Genomic DNA, 17,847 nt, shown 5'->3' on the forward strand with positions numbered 1-17,847 from the left:
CGGGCGCCCCCCGCGCCCCCCCCGGCCCCCCCCGCCCCCCCCCGGGGGGGGGCCCCCCCCCCGGGGGGGGGGGGCCCCCCCCGCCCGGGGGGGGGGGGGGCCCCCCCCCCCGGGGGGGGGGGGGGGGGGCCCCCCCCCCCCCCCCCCCCCCGGGCCCCGGCGAGCGCGACGCCCGCCGCCCCGAGGAGGGCCGGCGGGCTTCGAGGTCAGGAACGCTTGAGGCGCCGCGCGACGGGGCCGGTGAGGCTGTTGATCTCCTCCACCCGCAGGCGGTTCGCGACGAACAGGTACACCGCGAGGAAGATCGAGCCGACGACCGCGATCTCGAGGAAGGAACCGAAACGCGACACCGGCAGCGCGTCGTGCAACGGTAGCTGCACGAGGAAGCCGACAGCCGTGGCGAGCAGTGAGGCGATCGCGAGACGTACGTACGTGCGTACCGTCTCGGACATCGGCACGTGACCGATCTTGCGCTTGAGCAGGACGAAACCGACGGATGCCTGGACGACGTTCGACAACGTCTGCGCCAGGCCAACGCCGACGCCGACCCAGTGGACGCCGGGCTGGCCGAAGAAGTGGGCGCCCTGCAGCCCGGTCCAGTCGGTCAGCGCACGCCCGAAGATCTCCTCGGTGAGGTTGTGCCAGTTGAACCACGGGAGGGTGAGCCCGATGGCGGTGCCGGTGCACAGGATCTGCATCCAGAAGGGCGTCTTGGCGTCACCGTAGGCGTAGAACACGCGCTGGATGATGAGGCAGAGGCTGAACGGCACGAGGCCGATCATCATCGTGATGGCGATCGATCCGATGGCCCACAGGCTCGACTCGACCGGCCCGACCCACAGGCCCACGAGGGGGAAGACGAGGACGAAGCAGCCGAACGTCAGCATGACGGACGCGATACCCGACAGGCGGATACCCGTCGTCATGTCGTCCTTGACCTTCTGCGTCTCGCCGCGACCGGCCGCCACCGACATGCGCGTGAACAGCGCCGTCACGAGAGAAAGCGTGATGAGCGAGTGGGGCAGGCTGAACAGGAGGAAGGCGTTGCTCTGGGCTGCCTTGTTCGGCTGGCCGTCGGGCTGGGAGGAGAGCAGCTGCGTCGTGACGACGAGGCCGATCTGCTGGACGATGACGGCGGCGAAGGCCCATCCGGCCATCGTCGAGGCGCTGCGCAGACCGACGCCGCGGAACTGGAAGTTCGGCGAGTAGGTGTATCCCGCGCGCTTGAGGAGCGGGATGAGCACGACGGCCTGGGCGAAGATGCCCAACGTCGCGGGCAGCGCCAGCATGATCATCATTTGGGTCGTCATGCCGCTGAAGCCGGGCGTGTCGGCGCCGTGCGGGTACATGAGGATGTAAGCGGCGAGGCCCGCAATGATGACGACGTTCGCGAGGGCGGGGCTCCACATGAAGGCGCCGAAGCGACCCCGGGCGTTGAGCACCTGACCGAGGATCGTGTAGAGGCCGTAGAAGAAGATCTGCGGCAGACACAACAGGGTGAAGATCAAGGCCACGTGTGCCTTGTCGTCGGTCATGTTGTTGTTGTCGAAGAGGCGATAGACGAGTGGCGCCGCTGCCATGAAGACGACGGTGACGCCCGCCAGGATCATGAATGTCAGCGTGAGAATGCGGTCGGTGTACGCCTTGCCGCCGTCGGAGTGCTCGAGCGCACGGGTGATCTGTGGAACGAGGACGGCGTTGATGACACCGCCGGCGAGCAGCAGGTAGATGATGTTGGGCAGCGTGTTCGCGACGTCCCACGTGTTCGCGACGCCGGTGCTCAGACCGATGGCGGCCACCGTCATCGAGGTTCGCAGCAAGCCCAGAACGCGCGAGACGAGCGTGCCGGCCGCCATGATGGCCGAACTGCGCAGGATTCCGCCGCGCCCGCCCGTGTCGGCGGCCTGGTCGGCTGCGTTGCCACCGACCTCGCCGGGGGAGGTCTGTGGAAGCGCCTGGGTTGCGGGCGCACCCCCTGTTTCACGTGAAACGCCGGCCTCGCGGCGCGAACGGCTCGAGACGTTGAGCGCGGCGTCGGCGTCGGTGTCCCACGTCTTCTCGGCCTCACGACGCTCGCGGTAGGCGTCGACGTCGGAGCGGGAGATGACCTGCGTGTGGTCGCTGCTCGCGTGGCTCCGACTCTCGTCGAGGTTGCGCAGCCACTGAGCCTCTTGGTCGGCCTCGAACCAGGCGTCGTAGGCCGAGCCGATGCTCGTGCCCGCGACGGAGGGCATCTGCGGCACGTGCCGTCGGGCGCTGGATTCGTACAGCGCGCCGAGAGAGCCGGGGCCGTCGTTCGACATGGGCAGGGTGCTCCTACAACTGGATGTCCCGCGCGAGCTCATCGCGTCGGCGGGTGCCCTTCTGCCTGTTGCGCACGAGGCCGTAGCAGAAGACGAGCAACGCCACGATACCGAGCACCCAGAAGATCCAGGTACCCGTGGGACGCGCGTTGATCTCGATCTCGGCCCCGTGCTTGTCGCTCTCGCCGAGGCGGACGTCCCCCGGGCCGGTGACCTTCGCGTCGACACTCACGCGCCCGGCGGCCTGCGCAACCGTGGGGACGCGCACCGACGTCTGTCCCTTGCCGGGGATGTCGACGGCGTCCGGCTGGCTGCGGAAACGCACGGCGTAGGTCCGCGGCGTGAGCTTGACCTCGATGCCGTGGACGGCGCGGGCCAGGCCGTTCTTGACGGTGACGCTGATGGGACCGGAATCGGAGAAGAAGTTGACGCGTGACGGCACGACGGCGATCTGTTGGGGAATGGCGGAGACGGTCGACGACGCGTGCTCGACGAGACCGTCGACGTCGGCCGGGTCGCCGCGCCAGCGGGTGCTCGTCACCTGGTCGAGGTTGCGAGTCCAGGCGGGAACGATGTCATCGCCGTCCACGACGATCTCGGCCATTTTCGTCAGGGTGGCGAGGGTCCTGTCGGCAGTCGTGATGTCGCCGGCGTCGAAGGCGGGTGCGGCGACTCGCGGCCACACGGTTTCGGACGGCGGGGCCTGGGGTGCCAGATCGACGACGGGCGCCGAGGTGGATTCCTCGGTACTGAGAGCTGCCGGCTGCACCCAGGGTGCCTGCTTGAGAGCCGAGGCGATCGCCTTCAGCCGACCGACGGGGACGGTCTCGCGCCCGCCCATGATGACGAGCGAGCGCTCGGCGGTGGGCTGCTGCTGGTAGATCGCCAGACTCGATGCGCGCAGCGAGGCGGCGGCCTCGGCGTTGGACATGGACGCGTCGTTGAGCGTGCGGCTCAGCGGCGCGTTGTACCCGACCATCGTCACCTGATTCGTCGTGCGTCGTGTCGCCGAGGTGACGGCAGCGACGTCGGTGCGATCGAGGGAGACGTTCGGGGTGAGAACCACGGGCCGCGAGCCACGCGTCTTCTGCCACGCGGCGGTCAACCGGGCGGTGGAGCCGGCGTCCAGCGGCGCGACAGGTGCCGCGACGACCGTCTCGGACAGTTCGGACAGCTCACTCGAGAGCGGACGCGAGAGCGAGCGTTCGAGGATCTTCTGCGACCCGGCGGGGCGCCGGGCGCTCGTCAGCGCGGAGAGGTCGGGGTCGCCGTAGGGCGTGAAGGCGATGCTCTGGTTGCCGGGACGCTCGGCGAGCTTGGCCCGCAGGTTCGCCGCCAGTTCGTCGACGCTCGCTGCGGGTTCGCTCGGCTGGGTGCCGGGCGACGTGGATCCCGAGTCGGCGGAATCCGTCGACTCCGAACTCTCTGAAGGCTCCGACGTGCCCGAGGAGTTCGACTCCGTCGAACCTTCGCTCGACGGCGATGCGGAGCCGGACGCCGATTCGGACGGGCTCGACGTGCCGTCGGACGTGGGGGAGGCAGACGGTGACGCCGGGCTCTCCTGCGTCGTTTCCTGCTCGGCCGTGGGGAGAGTGCCGTCCTGAGCCGCAGCGGGGTCGAGCACCGCAGGGTCGATGAGCCACGTGACGGGCACGCCAGGGTCGGAGGTGATGAGCCGCTCGATCGTCGAACCCGGACCGATCGCCTTGCGCCACGCCTCGAGGCGTTCCTCGCCGGTGGCCGTGAGGAGCTTCGGGTCGTTCGGCAGGGTGACGGGCACGACGACGGACGCCGACATCCGCGTGAACGTGGCGTCCTTCGCAGCCCACGAGACAAAGCTGTGGAGCCTCGTCGTGGGTCGGCCGGCACCGCGCAGTTCGATACGCAGCGGCAGCGTCGCCATCGTGTAGCTGAGGTCGAGTTCGCTCGAGGTGAGGGACAGCTTCACCGTCTCGGAGGTGCCGGGCATGATCGTCGGCACATCGGCGTCGGCGGACGCCGACGCTCCGAGCGGTAGCTTTCCCTCCTCCCACCGCTGCTGCGCGGCGAGGGAGTCGAGAGGCCGAGTACCCACACGAGCACGCAGAGTGGCTCCGTCGATGGGCGTGTCACCGGTGTTCTCGACGATGACGCTCACGGTGGTGCCGGAACCGGTCGTCGCGGTGGCCGGAGCGCCGCTCGTCATCCACATCCGGACGTCGCCGTTGGTGACGATTCCGGGCCGTGGGAGCGCGCTGACGTTCGAGCGGGGGTTCGGCGGTGCGGCGCTCGCAGCAGGAGCGAGGCCGAGGAGCGCGAGCAGGCAGACGAGGGCCGCCACGAGCGCGCGGGCCGACGCGGAGCGTGTCATCTGGGGGCCGGAACCGATCAATGTCCGGTGAGCCGGGCCCAGGCGGTGGCTGCGATGCGGCGCTCGTTGGGGAAGGTCAGCTGTTCGTGGGCGCGGTCGAGGCGGAACCAGCGCGCGTCGATGGCCTCGTGGTCGGGGTCACCTTCGATGCTGATCTCTCCGCCGACCGCTTCGAGCAGGTAGTGGTGGACCATTTTGTGGATGCGGAAGCCCGGAATCGAGAACCAGTAGTCGATGACGCCGAGCGTGACGAGGGCGCGGCCCTTGATGCCGGTCTCCTCCTCGACCTCGCGCTCGGCCGTCTGCACGAGCGTCTCGCCTTCTTCGATGTGGCCCTTGGGCAGGCACCACTCGACGCGTCCGGCTCGGTTGTGCCGCGCGATGAGAGCGAGATAGGCCTGCTGGTCACGAACGTCGACGACGACTCCGCCCGCAGAAATCTCCTCCAGCGAGCCCAGGCGTGAAGCCCGCTGCATGCGCGACGAGGAGACGGTCATTGCTCCACCTTAACGAGAGCGGCTGGGAAATTCTGGTGCCGCCGGGCCCCTCGATACCCTTGGCCGGTGACGCCTACTCGAGCAGCCTCCGTTCAGCCCGCGCAAAACCGACCGAACGGGTCGGTACCGAGCGGAGCGACGATGCTGGCCGAGGCTGTCTCGCACCTCGAACCGGTCATGCCGATGCTGCGCGAACTGGGTGAACGCTTCACGTCGGCGGGCCACGAGATCGCCCTCGTCGGTGGGCCGGTGCGTGACGCTTTCCTCGCGCGCACGTCGCCCGATCTCGACTTCACGACGTCGGCGCGCCCTGAGGACACCGAGCGCATCGTCGCCGGATGGGCTGACGCCGTGTGGGATCTCGGGCGTGCTTTCGGGACGATCGGCGTCCGTAAGGGCGATTTTCAGGTCGAGATCACGACGTACCGAGCCGACGCCTACGACCGCGAGACGCGCAAGCCGGTCGTCGAGTTCGGCGACTCGCTCGACGACGACCTCGTGCGTCGCGACTTCACCGTCAACGCGATGGCGCTGCGGCTGCCCGACCTCACCTTCGTCGACCCCTACGGCGGCCTCGCGGACATGGCGGCGCGGAGTCTGCGCACACCCACGTCGCCGGAGGTCTCGTTCGGTGACGACCCGCTGCGCATGATGCGCGCGGCGCGTTTCAGCTCGCAGCTGTCGTTCGACATCGCTCCCGAGGCGTTCGCGGCGATGACGGAGATGGCCGGCTCGATCCGCATGATCTCTGCCGAGCGGGTGCGTGACGAACTCGTGAAACTCCTCATGTCGCCGGCGCCGCGGCGCGGGCTGACGGCGCTCGTCGACTCGGGTATCTGCGAGTACGTGCTGCCCGAGGTGCCGGCGCTCGCGTTGGAGATCGACGAGCACCACCGTCACAAGGACGTGTACGAGCACTCCCTCACGGTGCTCGAGCAGGCGATGGACCTCGAGGGTCCGCGCGACGTTCCCGGGGTCGAGGAGGCGGAGGTCGTCGAAGGGCCCGACCTCGTGCTGCGCCTGGCCGCGCTGCTGCACGACATCGGCAAGCCGGACACGCGTCGCTTCGAATCGGGCGGCGGCGTCAGCTTCCACCACCACGAGCTCGTCGGTGCGAAGCTCGCACGAAAGCGGTTGCGGGAGCTGCGCTTCGACAAGGACACGATCAAGGCTGTGTGCCGGCTCGTCGAGCTGCACCTGCGCTTCCACGGCTACGGCAACGGGGAGTGGACGGACTCGGCGGTGCGCCGCTACGTCACGGACGCCGGACCGTTGCTCTCACGCTTGCATCTGCTGACGCGCGCCGATTCGACGACGAGAAACAAGCGCAAGGCAGCTCGCCTGCAGGCCACCTACGACGACCTCGAAGCCCGCATCGAGCGGTTGAAGGCCGAGGAGGAACTGGCGGCCGTTCGTCCGGAACTCAACGGCAACGAGATCGCCGAGGTGCTCGGCATCAAGCCCGGCCCGGTGCTCGGCAAGGCCTACCAGTACCTGTTGTCGGTGCGCCTCGACGAGGGAGTCATCGGCAAGGAGGCGGCGGCCGACCGGCTGCGGACGTGGTGGGCCGAGCAGCCTGAGTCGCAGGGCTGAAACCGTGTGTTCTTCGGGTGCCGGCCGAGGTCGCGTGCGTAGCGTGATGGCTGCATGTGTCATCTGCTGATGCGAGAGGGAGTGGCGCGATGACGACGGTTGAGGTGGTCTGGCGCGGGCTGGACGACGAGTCGCGTCTCGACGTCGCGTCGGTCGAGTTCGACGCCGACGGCGGCTTCGTCGCCACGGGGCGGCAGTCGACGGAGCGCTACCGCGCCCAGTGGGATCTCGTCGTCGACTCGTCCTGGCGCACGCGCCTGTTCACGGTCGACGTCGAGGGCCACGCGCCGTCGTCGGCGGCCGAGGATCTCGACGCCCCCGACGAGACCGGTGGCTCCCCCGAGCCGGTGTGGCAGCGCCACCTCAATCTGTGGCGTCGTGACGAAGGGTCGCGCTCCGTGTGGCGGTGCGAGAGCGGCGAATCCGGTGATGTACCGGGCGATTTCGGCCCGATCGGCATCGCAGATGACGCGCTGGAACTCTTCGTCGAGTCCCTCGACGTCGATCTAGCGGGGTGCCCGCTGACGAACACGATGCCGATCCGCCGGCTCGGCGTGGACGCGGCCGGCGTCGGGGAGCGTCCGATCACGACGGCGTGGGTGTCGTTGCCCGACCTCGCCGTCATCCCGTCGGCGCAGGTGTACTCCTCGGGCCCCGAGGGACTCTCGGACATCGCGTCGGCCCTCGACGATCGCGTCGTCTCCGTCGTGCACTACCGCTCGGCAACGCGTGACGTGAGCGTCGACCTCGCCGTCGACGCTCACGGCCTCGTCGTCACCTACCCCGAACTCGCGGCGCGCATCGACGTCGACTGACCCGCTCTCGGTTGCAGCGTGACCACGTCTGAAGCCCGGCCGCTGGTGCGGCCGACGTCTCTCGTGCTCAGTCCGCCGGCGTCGAGCGTGCGGCGGACGCCGTCGGATTCCTCGTCGTAGAGCTCCTCGGGCAACTCGCGGCTCACTTCTCCTCGATCTTCACGCTCGTGATCGTGTGCTTCTTCACGGGCGTGCCTTCCTGTGAACCGTCCTGGTTGCCGTCGGCCTCGATCTTCTTCACGACGTCCATGCCCTTGCTCACCTGGCCGAAGAGCGTGTACTGCGGCGGCAGGGCCGTGCCGGAATCACCGGTGACGATGAAGAACTGTGAGCCGCCCGAATTCGGCTGGCCCGTGTTCGCCATCGCGATCGAGCCCTCCTTATACTCGCCCTCCTGCGGGAACTCGTCCTCGATCGTGTAGCCCGGCCCGCCCGTGCCGTCACCCTTCGGGTCGCCGCCCTGCGCCATGAAGCCGGGGATGACGCGGTGGAAGCTCACGCCGTCGTAGAAGTGGTAGCGGGAGAGGACGACGAAGTTGTTGACGGTCTTCGGTGCCTTCTTCGCATCCAGCGTGATGACGACGTCGCCGACGTCCGTCGTCATCGTCGCGGTGTAGGTCTTGTTCGCGTCGATGCACATGGGCGGGGCGTCGTCGAAGCTCTGCTTCTTCTGCGCGGAACCGTCGGCCGGCGGGCACTGCGTCGAGGCATTCGCACTGCCCGAGCCTCCCGAACTCGACGAGCCGGACGACGAGTCGTCCTTGCCGCATCCGGCGAGAGCGAGCGAACCGGCGAGCAGGCCGAGGGCAACGGTGCGGCGGGGCAGCGAGAGGTTCATGCTGCGCAGGGTACTTCGCCGACGCGCGCGGGTGCCGAGAACTGCTGGCGCGACGACGTGTCGGGGCGGTCGCCGATCAGTCGACCGTCACGAGGTGCAGCAGCAGGCCCGCATGACGCTCCGTCGCACGCCGCGCTTCCCGCAGCACGGCCAAGGGGTCGTTCGGATCGTCGTTCGTTTCGGCCGACGACACGACCGACAGGCCGACCATCTCCATGCCGCGCTCGCGGGCCGCAAGGGCACCCAGCACGGTCGACATCCCGACGCAGTCCGCCCCGGCGTTGCGCAGCATCTTCACCTCGGACGGGGTCTGATACTGCGGCCCGGGAACGAACGCGAAGCACGCGTCACGCAGAGACGGCTCGTGCTCACGGGCGAGTTCGGCAAGGTTCTGCGACCACATGCCGCGCAGGTCCGCGAACTTCGCCGAGCCGACGAGCGGCGTCGCGAACGTTGGGTTGAGGTGGTCACGAATGATGAGCACGGTGCCGGGGGCGATGTCGTCGCGCAGCGAGCCGCAGTCACTCGTGAACACGACACGCTCGGCGTTGAGTGCCGCCGCAACCCGAATGGGGTGGACGACGGCGTGCACCCCGTACCCGTCGTAGAGGTGCGCTCGCCCGGTCTGGACGAGGACGTGGCGCACATCGCCGGCCACGTCGCCGGGATCGTCCGAACCGATCCGCACGAGGAGAAGTTCGGCATGGTTGTCCTCAGCCGCGGGCTCGACGAAGCCCGGCACGGACGGTGCGTCGGCACGCCACAGCACCTCGACCGACGTCTCTGCGTCGATGTTTCCCGTGAAACCGTCGGCGTCGCTCTCGTCTGCGGCGGAAGTCCCCGTCAGCGCGTCCAAGGCTCCGCGCCATCCCGTGCCGAGGATGAGGAGAGCGTCGACGTACTCGACGCCGGAGGCGGCCCGAATGTAGGCGGCGGCCGAGTCGGCCAGCGTCATCGCGGCGTTGAACTCCGCGGCCGCGTCGGTGGGCCAAGAGGGCAATCCGTGGGTCTGGCTCTGCGTCATGTCTTCAACGTAACGCGGCAGCGTGCGCACAGGAGGACTCCCCGGCGGACTCCGGATGTATCGAACCGAGACATTGCGTGGTGCACAATGGACGGCGATACCTCTGGCCGCACATGTGTTCGGCCTGTTCTGGAAGGAACGCCCATGCGTAAGTCCCTGTCGATGGCGGCCGTCGCCGTCCTCGCCACGTCGCTCACCGCCTGCAGTGCGACGGGTGGCCGCAAGGCCGAGGAGCAGGCGTCGATGAACGCCGGCAAGGCCACGACGCCGCGCATGACGGTTGCGCTCATCACGCACTCCGGCCCGGGCGACACGTTCTGGGACATCGTCCGCAAGGGCGCCGAGGACGCGGCGGCCAAGGACAACGTCAAGCTCGAGTACACGGCCGACCCCGACGGCCCGAAGCAGGCGAACCTCGTGCAGCAGGCCATCGACAAGAAGGTCGACGGCATCGCCGTCACCCTGTCGAAGCCTGACGCGATGAAGAGCGCCGTCGACGCCGCCCGCAAGGCCGGCATTCCGGTCGTCGCCCTCAACGGTGGTCTCGACGACTGGAAGAAGATGGGCGTCGAGAGCTACTACGGCCAGGACGAGAAGATCGCCGGTGAGGCCGCGGGCGACAAGCTCAAGTCCGGTGGCGCGAAGAAGGTTCTGTGCGTCATCCACGAGCAGGGCAACGTCGGCCACACCGACCGCTGCGCCGGTGTGAAGAGCAAGTTCGCGCAGACGGAGAACTTCTACGTCAACGGCAAGGACATGCCGAGCGTGCAGAGCGCCATCACGAGCAAGCTGCAGCAGGACAAGACGATCGACTCCGTGCTCGCCCTCGGTGGTCCGTACGCGATGACGGCGACGAAGTCGGTCAAGGAATCCGGTTCCAAGGCCAAGGTGTTCACGTTCGACACCTCGAGCGAGGTCATCGGCGCGATCAAGAACGGCTCCGTGCAGTGGGCTGTTGACCAGCAGCCGTACCTCCAGGGTTACCTCGCCGTCGACTCGCTGTGGCTGCGCAAGAACAACGGCAACATCGTCGGTGGTGGCCAGCCGGTGCTCACCGGCCCCGCGTTCATCGACAAGAACAACGTGGCCGACGTGGAGAAGTACGCCAAGAGCGGTCGCCGCTGACCCTCACCCGGACGCATCACGCCTGACGATGCCCGCCGCACCTCACGTCGAGGGCGGCGGGCATCGTCGTGGGTGAGGCTCGACGGGTTCGACGTCTCGCCTGCGCCTTGGGGTGTGACGCGTCCACAGTTACTCGTCGGTGGGACGCGCGGGTAACCGATCGGCTCTGCGACGATGCCAGCATGGCCGCCCAACACATCGCTTCCGACCTCGTCGCCAACGTTCACTCCGTCGCGGTGCGCGTCGGGCAGAAGGTCGAGGCCGGTGAGGAGCTCGTGCTCCTCGAGTCGATGAAGATGGAGATCCCGGTCGTGCCCGAGGAACCCGGCACGGTCGTCGAGATCCGCGTGGAGCCCGGTGACGTCGTGCAGGAAGGTGACGTGCTCGTCGTCCTGCAGTGACACCGGCCGGGAGGCCGACCCGCTGACGACGAAATGTATCGAGTCGATACACGCGTGACCTACGATAAAGGACGGCGAGGGCGCCCCTTCGCCATGCCCGCACATCCGAAAGGGAGTTCCGCGTGTCGACTCCTGCCACTTCGAGCGACTCGTCGAGCGCTGCCGACGACCGGGTGAGGAACCGCCACGCTCTGGCGCGATACCTCTCCCGCCCCGAGATCGGCTCGCTCTTCGGCGTTCTCGCGATCGCCCTGTTCTTCCTCATCGTGGCCGAGCCGTTCCGCCACATGGCGAACACCGGCACGATCCTCTACCAGGCCGCAACCATCGGCATCATGGCCGTGCCCGTGGCGCTGCTCATGGTCGCCGGCGAGTTCGACCTCTCCGCAGGTGTCGCCGTCACGACCGCCGGAATGTCGGCGTCGTTGCTCGCCTGGTACTTCAACTTCCACGTGTGGGCCGCCGTCGGGCTGAGCCTCCTCATCGCGCTCGCGATCGGCGCGATCAACGGTTTCATGCTCAACCGCAGCGGGTTGCCGAGCTTCCTCATCACCCTGGCGACGTTCTTCGTCCTCCAAGGCGTCAACCTCGGCCTGACGCGCGCCGTCACCGGCGGCGTGGCGAGCAACGACATCAGCGACATGGCCGGCTTCGACTCGGCGAAGGCGATCTTCGGAGCGTCGTTCTCGATCGGCCCCGTCAACATCAAGATCCCGATCATCTTCTGGATCATCCTCACCGTGATCGCCGCGTTCGTCCTGCTGCGCACCAAGATCGGCAACTGGATCTTCGCCATCGGTGACGACGAGAAGGCCGCTCGCGCGGTCGGCGTGCCGGTGTGGAAGGTTCGCATCGGCCTCTACATGTTCATCGGCTTCTGCGCCTGGCTGTCGGGCATGCACCTGCTCTTCGCGTTCAACCGCGTCCAGTCCGGTGAGGGCATCGGCAACGAGTTCATCTTCATCATCGCCGCAGTCGTCGGTGGCTGCCTGCTCACCGGCGGCTACGGCTCGGCGGTGGGCGCCAGCCTCGGCGCGCTCATGTTCGGCATGACGCAGCTCGGCATCAACTACGCGGGCTGGAACCCCGACTGGTTCAAGGCGTTCCTCGGCGTCATGCTCCTCGCGGCCACGCTGCTCAACACCTTCGTCAAGCGAAAGGCGGACTCACGATGATCCGCATCAAGACGGGGCAGCCCGAGAAGCCCGGCAAGGGTAGTGTCGGCGGCGAGCACGCCGAGCGGCCCGGAAGTCTGCCGGTCGACGGCACCGACGCGACGAAGTGCGACGCCGTTTCACGTGAAACTGCCGAGACGCCCGCGGAGCGTGAGAACGCGCCGATCGACTCGACGCCGGCTGGCCGGGTGACGAGCGACGACGTCGCCGACCCCGACGCGCTCGTGCAGCTCCTCGACGTCGGCAAGGCGTACGGCAACGTCGACGCACTGCGCGGCGTCGACCTCACCGTCCGCCCGGGCGAAGTGACGTGCGTGCTCGGCGACAACGGCGCCGGTAAGTCGACGCTCATCAAGATCATGTCGGGCCTGCACGACTACACGTCGGGCACGATGCTCGTGGCCGGCGACGAGCGGCACTTCAGCTCGCCGCGCCAGTCGCTGGCGTCGGGTATCGCCACGGTGTATCAGGACCTCGCGCTCGCTCCGCTGCAGTCGGTGTGGCGCAACTTCTTCCTCGGCAACGAGCTGACGCGCGGCCCGTTCGGCGTGCTCGACATCAAGAAAATGAAGGCCATCTGCGGCGAAGAGCTGACGAAGATGGGCATCGTCATCCCCGACCTCGACCGTCCGGTCGGTGGGCTTTCGGGTGGTCAGAAGCAGTGCATCGCCATTGCGCGTGCCATCTACTTCGGCGCGAAGGTCATCATCCTCGACGAGCCGACGGCGGCGCTCGGCGTCAAGCAGTCCGGCGTCGTGCTCAAGTACATCCAGGCGGCGCGCGACGCGGGCCTGGGCGTCGTCCTCATCACGCACAACCCGCACCACGCCTACCTCGTGGGCAACCACTTCGTCGTGCTCAAGCTCGGCCGTGTGGCGCTCGACGCGTCGAAGGACGAGGTCAGCCTCGACGAGCTGACCGCCCAGATGGCCGGCGTCTCCGAACTCGAGGCCCTCGAGCACGAACTGCGCAAGGACGACGTCACGGTGAGCACCTCACCACTCGACGTCGACTGACGCCCCATACCGAAGTGCCCCGGATCGCTCGGCGATTCCGGGGCACTCGTGCGTTCAGGCCGCCGGCGTCAGCGCAGCACGTGCGAGTGGGCGAGGACGAAGTTGCGCTCGTCGTAGCCGTACGCGCCCGCAACGGCCGAGAGGATGCCCGAGAGCGGGTCGTGCTCGTGGCGGATGACGACGAACTCGTCCACCCGCGTCAGGGTCAGCCGCGGCCAGACGCCGAGGCTCGTGCCGCCGTCGATGGGGATGATGACCTGCGTCGAGCCGTTGCTCACGCGCAGTTCCGAGGCGGGCACAGGCATCGTGCCCTGCGTGCCCGTGGCGATGAGGACGCGGTTCATCGGCTGCGTGAGGTCGATCGTCAGGGTGTTGGCGCGGGCCGCCACGGTTGAACCGTCCTGCAGCGCCAGCAGGTCGAACCCGCGCTGACGCACGCGCCACTCGACCGTGAGGTAGCCGATGCCCGACGCCAACCGGTCGAGCGCCACGACGCGGTGCAGCTTCACGGTGCGCCCACCGACGACGCTGATGCCCTGTGGCGGCCGCGACGGTCGACGGCGCGCAGGCACGACATCGACACTCTTGCGTCCAGTGTTGTGCCGGGGCGCAGCCACTGAGCTGCTCGACGCAGGGGACGGCTCGCTGCCGCCCCACGACCCACCGAGGCTCTGCGTGGGCGCCGCGCTCGGTGCCTCCGCCTCGATCTCACCCGTCTCGACGCGCTCGCCCTGCTGACTGTCGGACAGATGCACCGGGCTCGGCTCCGCGCTGATGACGCGCAACCACGCGCCGTCAGGGTTGCCGAGCTGCGCGTCGGGGACGTCGCTCGGACGCGCGGCTGCCTCGGGCGCCTGCGGCGGCACCGGGGCGGGCTGGGGTGAGGGTGCGTGACGCGCCGCGTCACCCGAGTTGTAGCCAGGAGGGGGCTGCAGCGTCACAGCCGGCTCCCCGCCTGCTGCAGCGCGCCGTCGAGCCCGGCCTCGAAACCACGCGCGGAGACGTTGACGCGCCACCCGTCACCGTCCCGCACGACCTCGGCGACGGCGGCGGCCGTCACCGGACCGATGGCGCGCGCCAGGTTGTCCGTGCGCGCGATCTCGCGGCCGGACGAGTCGTCACGGAACGTGATCGACAGGTCGCTCACCTCGTCGAGGGTGCGCTTCGACGCGTTGGCCCGCGGGTGGACGAACGCAAGCACGACGACGCGCTCGACGTCCGCCGGCGCCGCGGCGAGGTCGACCTCGACAACGCCGTTCGACGCCCCCAGCCGCGTCGTCTCGTCCGGCGTGGCCGGCTGGTTCGAGTGAACGACGTGCTCGCGGCTCTCGACCCGGTCGCGCACGAGGGGCATGGCGGCCAGCCCGATGCGTTCCGACAGCGCCGTCTCGGTACCCGTGTTCCAGCGCACGTCGATCGACAGCACGCGCACACCGGCGTCACGCCCGAGCGGGAGGCCGTCTCCGGGAGCCAGATTCGTCGTGTCAGGCATGTCCGAACTTCTCCTCGAGGAACGCGCCCTGGATCTCCAGGGCGTCACGGGCACTCTCGATCGAACGCTTCGCAGCCGACGCCGCGACGCCCTCGATCGTCGTCAGTTGCCGGATGAGCATGTCCTGCGCCCCGCTGACGCCGCGCGCGGCCAGGTAGGCGTTGATCGTGTCGGGCACGTGGGCACTCGCGGTGCGCTCCAACGTGACGAGCGTCTGCACGTCGAGCAACTTGGCCGACGGGTCGCCCACGACGTCCTCCAGGTGGTCGCCGATGAGCCGGCACAACACCATGGCCCGCCCGGGCACCTGACTGCCGAGCGAACGCAACCACCGCACGTACGGCACGAGCGCAGCACCGACGGCGTCGACGGTTCCGGGCGTCGGGCCGCTCGGGCGCTGCGGTTCGTCGCGCGAGAACCACCCCACGTCAGATCACCTCAGGAACGGCCCGGCAGCTGACCGCTGTTACGCGACTCGTTGCTCTCGATCTGCTCCTTGCGCGCACGCTCCATGTACGGCTCGGCGCGCTTGATCTGCGTCTGCAGCGACGAGATCGTCTGCGCCATCGAGTCGGTGGCGGCGGCGCGGTAGGAGTCGATGGCGTCCATCGTGGCGAAGACGTTGGTGAACGCGTTCTCCAACTTCTCCACCTCGACGAGCGACTCGGTCGACTTCGCGTTGATCTCCGCACCCTGCGTGCGCAGCTGCTTGCTCGTGGCCTCGATCATGTTCGACGTGGTCGAGCGCAGTGCGTTGATCTGGTCGAGCACGAGCTTCTGGCGAGCCAGCGCCTCGGAGACGATGACGGCCGTGTACAGCGCGGCGACCGTGGTCGACTTCGCGCGGTCGACGGCCTGGATGAGCTGGTCGTTGTTCTGCAGCACGAGGCCGAGCGACATGTAGCCCTGCGTCGCGACGGCGATCTCCGTCGCGAGGTCCTGACGACGCTGGCGCACCGTGAAGAGCACCTGCGACTTCATGGCGTCGGCCTTCTCCGTGTCGCCACGCGCCTGCAGTTCGGCCACGCGCTGCTCGATCGCGCCGTCGAGCTGCGTCATCTTCTCGTCGAGTTCACGCAGACGCAGAAGCGCGTCCCACAGACGCGTCTGCTCGAGCTGGATGCCCGCGTTGTCCTTGCGCAGGTCGTCCTGACCCGATTCGAGCGCGGCGATGATCGAGTTCAGGTGCGTCTGGCTCGACTGGTACTTCATGAAGTAGCGGTCGACCTTGTCGCCGCCCGGCAGCCACTTGAGCACCTTCTTCGCGCCCTTGAGGTCGGCGCGGTGCGGGTCGAGGTCGGTGATCGTCTGGCGCAGTTCGACGAGGGTGTTGCCCACCTTCGTCTGCGACGAGTCCTTACCCGCGAGGGAGGGGCGCTGCAGGATCGAGTTGCTCACCTGCGTCGCCTTCATGGACTCCTCGCGGCCCATGTTGGTGATCTCCTTGAGCCGCGCACGGAACTGCGGGTCGTTCGGGTCGATCTCCTCGAAGCGCGCGACCGTCTGCGTGGCCTCGGTGGTGGCCACCTGCTTGGCCTGCTCGTCGATGGGCACCATCGCCGCGGCCTTCTCCGGCTCGACGAGGTCGACGGCCTTCGGCGGCGCCAGCATCGTCTCGGGCTCGGGGGCCTGCTGGGCCTGGGGAGCCTGCTGAGGCTGTGCCTGGGGCCCGCCGTACTGCTGATTCGGATCCTGGTACGGCTGCTGTCCGGGGTTCGTCATCGTGCCTCTCCTGCGAAGGTTCAGGGCGAATGAAGGAGCTCGTCTTCGAGCCTAGTCCACCCACCCGACAACGAGCCTGTGGTGCGGGGCGTTCCCGCAGGTGGAGCGGTTGTCGCGGTTCGACGTGTCTGCGTGGGCGCACACACATCGTCGGACGATGGGGCTCAGGCGTGTCGGCGCTACGCTGGGTGTTCAAGAGCCCCCGCATGCCCTTTTCCCAGGGTCGGGTGTGCCCGGTTCGTGCCCGCTCCCCGGAAAGTGTTCTCCATGCTTCTCAAGACGTTCGGATGGTCGGTGGCCATCACGGTCGCCGGCCTCGTCGGCGGTTTCTTCCTCGGGGGAGTCTCCGGCCTGGCCATCGTCGCCATCCTCATCGTGCTCGAGGTCTCGCTCAGCTTCGACAACGCCGTCGTCAACGCGACGATCCTCAAGCGGATGAACGCGTTCTGGCAGAAGATCTTCCTCACGGTCGGCATCCTCATCGCCGTCTTCGGTATGCGCCTCGTGTTCCCGCTGCTCATCGTCTGCCTGACGGGTGGCGTCGGCCCGATGAAGGCCATCGACCTCGCCATCAAGGGCGGTGACCAGGAGACGCCCGGCACGTACGCCTACATGCTGCACGAGGCTCACCCGAGCATTGCGGCCTTCGGTGGTTCCTTCCTGCTCATGCTGTTCCTCAACTTCGTGTTCGAGGACCACAAGGTGAAGTGGCTGAAGCCCATCGAGCGTCCGCTCGCGAAGATCGGCAAGCTCGACCAGCTCTCCGTCGTCGTGGCGCTCCTCGTGCTCGTGCTCGCCTCGCAGTTCCTCGCAGAGGACGCAGGAACCGTCCTGTTCTCCGGGGTGCTCGGCGTCATGACGTACCTGCTCGTCGGTGGTCTGGGCGACCTGTTCGAGCAGCAGGGCCTGGCCGAACACGACGCCGCGGACGACGCCGACGAGGCGGAGGCCGACAGCAAGGAGAGTGCCGAAAACGGCAAGGACGGGAAGGAACTGCCCGGTGTCGGCAAGGCCGCGGGCAAGGCCGCGTTCTTCCTCTTCATGTACCTCGAGGTGCTCGACGCGTCGTTCTCGTTCGACGGCGTCATCGGCGCCTTCGCCATCAGCCAGGACATCTTCATCATCGCCGTCGGCCTCGGCGTCGGCGCCATGTGGATCCGTTCGCTCACGGTCTACCTCGTGCGTCAGGGCACGCTCGACGACTACGCCTACCTCGAGCACGGCGCCATGTGGGCCATCGGGGCGCTTGCGACGATCCTGTTCATCAGCATCAAGCACGAGGTGCCCGAGGTCATCACCGGCCTCATCGGCGTCGGTTTCATCGGTGCCGCTTTCCTCGCGTCGGTACGCCGCAACAAGCGGATTGCCGCCGAGGGCGGAGAGGTCGAACACGTCCACGCCTGACGGATCTCGAGGCTGGTCAACGACGGCCGCACCCCACATGGGGTGCGGCCGGGGTGGTATAAACAACTCCCCGCCCCCCCGACAAACCAAAT

16 protein-coding genes are annotated in these 17,847 nt (G+C 68.3%); 7 read left to right on the forward strand and 9 right to left on the reverse strand.

What is annotated here, in order from left to right:
* Positions 1 to 206: 206 nt before the first annotated feature.
* From murJ to K9D12_RS14220, 3 genes are read right to left on the reverse strand one after another with little or no spacing between them, the layout of a single operon-like run.
* On the reverse strand, positions 207 to 2,303 hold the full coding sequence (gene murJ, locus K9D12_RS14210) for a murein biosynthesis integral membrane protein MurJ (RefSeq protein WP_165357975.1): 2,097 nt from the start codon (positions 2,301 to 2,303) through the stop codon (positions 207 to 209).
* A gap of 13 nt (positions 2,304 to 2,316) precedes the next feature.
* The gene (locus K9D12_RS14215) at positions 2,317 to 4,653 is read right to left on the reverse strand and encodes a DUF6049 family protein (RefSeq protein WP_129666560.1); all 2,337 of its coding nucleotides are present in this window, start codon (positions 4,651 to 4,653) and stop codon (positions 2,317 to 2,319) included.
* Between the two features lie 17 nt (positions 4,654 to 4,670).
* A complete protein-coding gene (locus K9D12_RS14220) occupies positions 4,671 to 5,150 on the reverse strand; it encodes an NUDIX hydrolase (protein ID WP_047310871.1) in 480 nt (159 codons plus the stop codon).
* Between the two features lie 141 nt (positions 5,151 to 5,291).
* On the opposite strand from K9D12_RS14220, the gene K9D12_RS14225 reads away from it, so the two are divergent.
* Both K9D12_RS14225 and K9D12_RS14230 read left to right on the forward strand, forming a co-directional pair.
* A complete protein-coding gene (locus K9D12_RS14225; RefSeq protein ID WP_129666561.1) occupies positions 5,292 to 6,743 on the forward strand; it encodes a CCA tRNA nucleotidyltransferase in 1,452 nt (483 codons plus the stop codon).
* Between the two features lie 89 nt (positions 6,744 to 6,832).
* Complete coding sequence (locus K9D12_RS14230; RefSeq protein ID WP_129666564.1) at positions 6,833 to 7,558, forward strand: putative glycolipid-binding domain-containing protein; 726 nt, start codon at positions 6,833 to 6,835, stop codon at positions 7,556 to 7,558.
* Between the two features lie 142 nt (positions 7,559 to 7,700).
* Here K9D12_RS14230 and K9D12_RS14235 read toward each other — a convergent pair whose 3' ends face one another.
* Positions 7,701 to 8,396 carry a peptidylprolyl isomerase gene (locus K9D12_RS14235; protein WP_129666566.1) on the reverse strand — a complete coding sequence of 232 codons (696 nt, stop codon included), beginning with the start codon at positions 8,394 to 8,396 and terminating at the stop codon, positions 7,701 to 7,703.
* A gap of 76 nt (positions 8,397 to 8,472) precedes the next feature.
* Positions 8,473 to 9,420: a purine-nucleoside phosphorylase gene (locus K9D12_RS14240; protein WP_129666568.1), complete on the reverse strand. Its 948-nt coding sequence runs from the start codon at positions 9,418 to 9,420 to the stop codon at positions 8,473 to 8,475.
* 144 nt (positions 9,421 to 9,564) lie between these two features.
* Here K9D12_RS14240 and K9D12_RS14245 point away from each other — a divergent pair, with 144 nt between their 5' ends.
* The 4 genes from K9D12_RS14245 (at position 9,565) to K9D12_RS14260 (ending at position 13,137) form a co-directional block, all read left to right on the forward strand.
* Positions 9,565 to 10,545: a sugar ABC transporter substrate-binding protein gene (locus K9D12_RS14245; RefSeq protein ID WP_047310875.1), complete on the forward strand. Its 981-nt coding sequence runs from the start codon at positions 9,565 to 9,567 to the stop codon at positions 10,543 to 10,545.
* 182 nt (positions 10,546 to 10,727) lie between these two features.
* Entirely contained in the window at positions 10,728 to 10,946 is a 219-nt protein-coding gene (locus K9D12_RS14250; RefSeq protein WP_047310876.1) for a biotin/lipoyl-binding carrier protein, read from the forward strand.
* Between the two features lie 122 nt (positions 10,947 to 11,068).
* On the forward strand, positions 11,069 to 12,121 hold the full coding sequence (locus tag K9D12_RS14255) for an ABC transporter permease (RefSeq protein ID WP_223060550.1): 1,053 nt from the start codon (positions 11,069 to 11,071) through the stop codon (positions 12,119 to 12,121).
* Positions 12,118 to 13,137 carry an ATP-binding cassette domain-containing protein gene (locus K9D12_RS14260; RefSeq protein WP_129666570.1) on the forward strand — a complete coding sequence of 340 codons (1,020 nt, stop codon included), beginning with the start codon at positions 12,118 to 12,120 and terminating at the stop codon, positions 13,135 to 13,137. Before K9D12_RS14255 ends, K9D12_RS14260 begins: the two co-directional genes overlap by 4 nt.
* Before the next feature lie 68 nt (positions 13,138 to 13,205).
* On the opposite strand, the gene K9D12_RS14265 is transcribed toward K9D12_RS14260, so the two are convergent.
* From K9D12_RS14265 to K9D12_RS14280, 4 genes are read right to left on the reverse strand one after another with little or no spacing between them, the layout of a single operon-like run.
* Positions 13,206 to 14,078, reverse strand: a complete 873-nt coding sequence (locus K9D12_RS14265) for a hypothetical protein (protein ID WP_129666572.1) — start codon at positions 14,076 to 14,078, stop codon at positions 13,206 to 13,208.
* Positions 14,075 to 14,629 (reverse strand): TerD family protein, encoded by a 555-nt coding sequence (locus K9D12_RS14270; RefSeq protein ID WP_047310879.1) that lies wholly within the window; start codon positions 14,627 to 14,629, stop codon positions 14,075 to 14,077. The genes K9D12_RS14265 and K9D12_RS14270 overlap by 4 nt, the downstream gene beginning before the upstream one ends.
* Positions 14,622 to 15,056 carry a hypothetical protein gene (locus K9D12_RS14275; protein ID WP_047310880.1) on the reverse strand — a complete coding sequence of 145 codons (435 nt, stop codon included), beginning with the start codon at positions 15,054 to 15,056 and terminating at the stop codon, positions 14,622 to 14,624. Before K9D12_RS14275 ends, K9D12_RS14270 begins: the two co-directional genes overlap by 8 nt.
* Before the next feature lie 11 nt (positions 15,057 to 15,067).
* On the reverse strand, positions 15,068 to 16,351 hold the full coding sequence (locus tag K9D12_RS14280) for a toxic anion resistance protein (protein ID WP_225911336.1): 1,284 nt from the start codon (positions 16,349 to 16,351) through the stop codon (positions 15,068 to 15,070).
* A 267-nt stretch (positions 16,352 to 16,618) separates the two neighbouring features.
* Here K9D12_RS14280 and K9D12_RS14285 point away from each other — a divergent pair, with 267 nt between their 5' ends.
* Complete coding sequence (locus tag K9D12_RS14285; RefSeq protein WP_047310881.1) at positions 16,619 to 17,755, forward strand: DUF475 domain-containing protein; 1,137 nt, start codon at positions 16,619 to 16,621, stop codon at positions 17,753 to 17,755.
* Positions 17,756 to 17,847 lie beyond the last annotated feature (92 nt).

Origin of the sequence: Dermacoccus sp. Tok2021, assembly GCF_019895135.1 — a bacterium.
In the GTDB taxonomy this organism is placed as follows: Bacteria; Actinomycetota; Actinomycetes; order Actinomycetales; family Dermatophilaceae; genus Dermacoccus; species Dermacoccus abyssi.

Excerpts from the sequence above, each read along its gene's own strand:
- murJ (WP_165357975.1), bottom strand. The coding sequence starts at position 2,303 with ATGTCGAACGACGGCCCCGGCTCTCTCGGCGCGCTGTACGAATCCAGC.
- K9D12_RS14215 (WP_129666560.1), bottom strand. The coding sequence starts at position 4,653 with ATGACACGCTCCGCGTCGGCCCGCGCGCTCGTGGCGGCCCTCGTCTGC.
- K9D12_RS14220 (WP_047310871.1), bottom strand. The coding sequence starts at position 5,150 with ATGACCGTCTCCTCGTCGCGCATGCAGCGGGCTTCACGCCTGGGCTCG.
- K9D12_RS14225 (WP_129666561.1), top strand. The coding sequence starts at position 5,292 with ATGCTGGCCGAGGCTGTCTCGCACCTCGAACCGGTCATGCCGATGCTG.
- K9D12_RS14230 (WP_129666564.1), top strand. The coding sequence starts at position 6,833 with ATGACGACGGTTGAGGTGGTCTGGCGCGGGCTGGACGACGAGTCGCGT.
- K9D12_RS14235 (WP_129666566.1), bottom strand. The coding sequence starts at position 8,396 with ATGAACCTCTCGCTGCCCCGCCGCACCGTTGCCCTCGGCCTGCTCGCC.
- K9D12_RS14240 (WP_129666568.1), bottom strand. The coding sequence starts at position 9,420 with ATGACGCAGAGCCAGACCCACGGATTGCCCTCTTGGCCCACCGACGCG.
- K9D12_RS14245 (WP_047310875.1), top strand. The coding sequence starts at position 9,565 with ATGCGTAAGTCCCTGTCGATGGCGGCCGTCGCCGTCCTCGCCACGTCG.
- K9D12_RS14250 (WP_047310876.1), top strand. The coding sequence starts at position 10,728 with ATGGCCGCCCAACACATCGCTTCCGACCTCGTCGCCAACGTTCACTCC.
- K9D12_RS14260 (WP_129666570.1), top strand. The coding sequence starts at position 12,118 with ATGATCCGCATCAAGACGGGGCAGCCCGAGAAGCCCGGCAAGGGTAGT.
- K9D12_RS14270 (WP_047310879.1), bottom strand. The coding sequence starts at position 14,629 with ATGCCTGACACGACGAATCTGGCTCCCGGAGACGGCCTCCCGCTCGGG.
- K9D12_RS14280 (WP_225911336.1), bottom strand. The coding sequence starts at position 16,351 with ATGACGAACCCCGGACAGCAGCCGTACCAGGATCCGAATCAGCAGTAC.
- K9D12_RS14285 (WP_047310881.1), top strand. The coding sequence starts at position 16,619 with ATGCTTCTCAAGACGTTCGGATGGTCGGTGGCCATCACGGTCGCCGGC.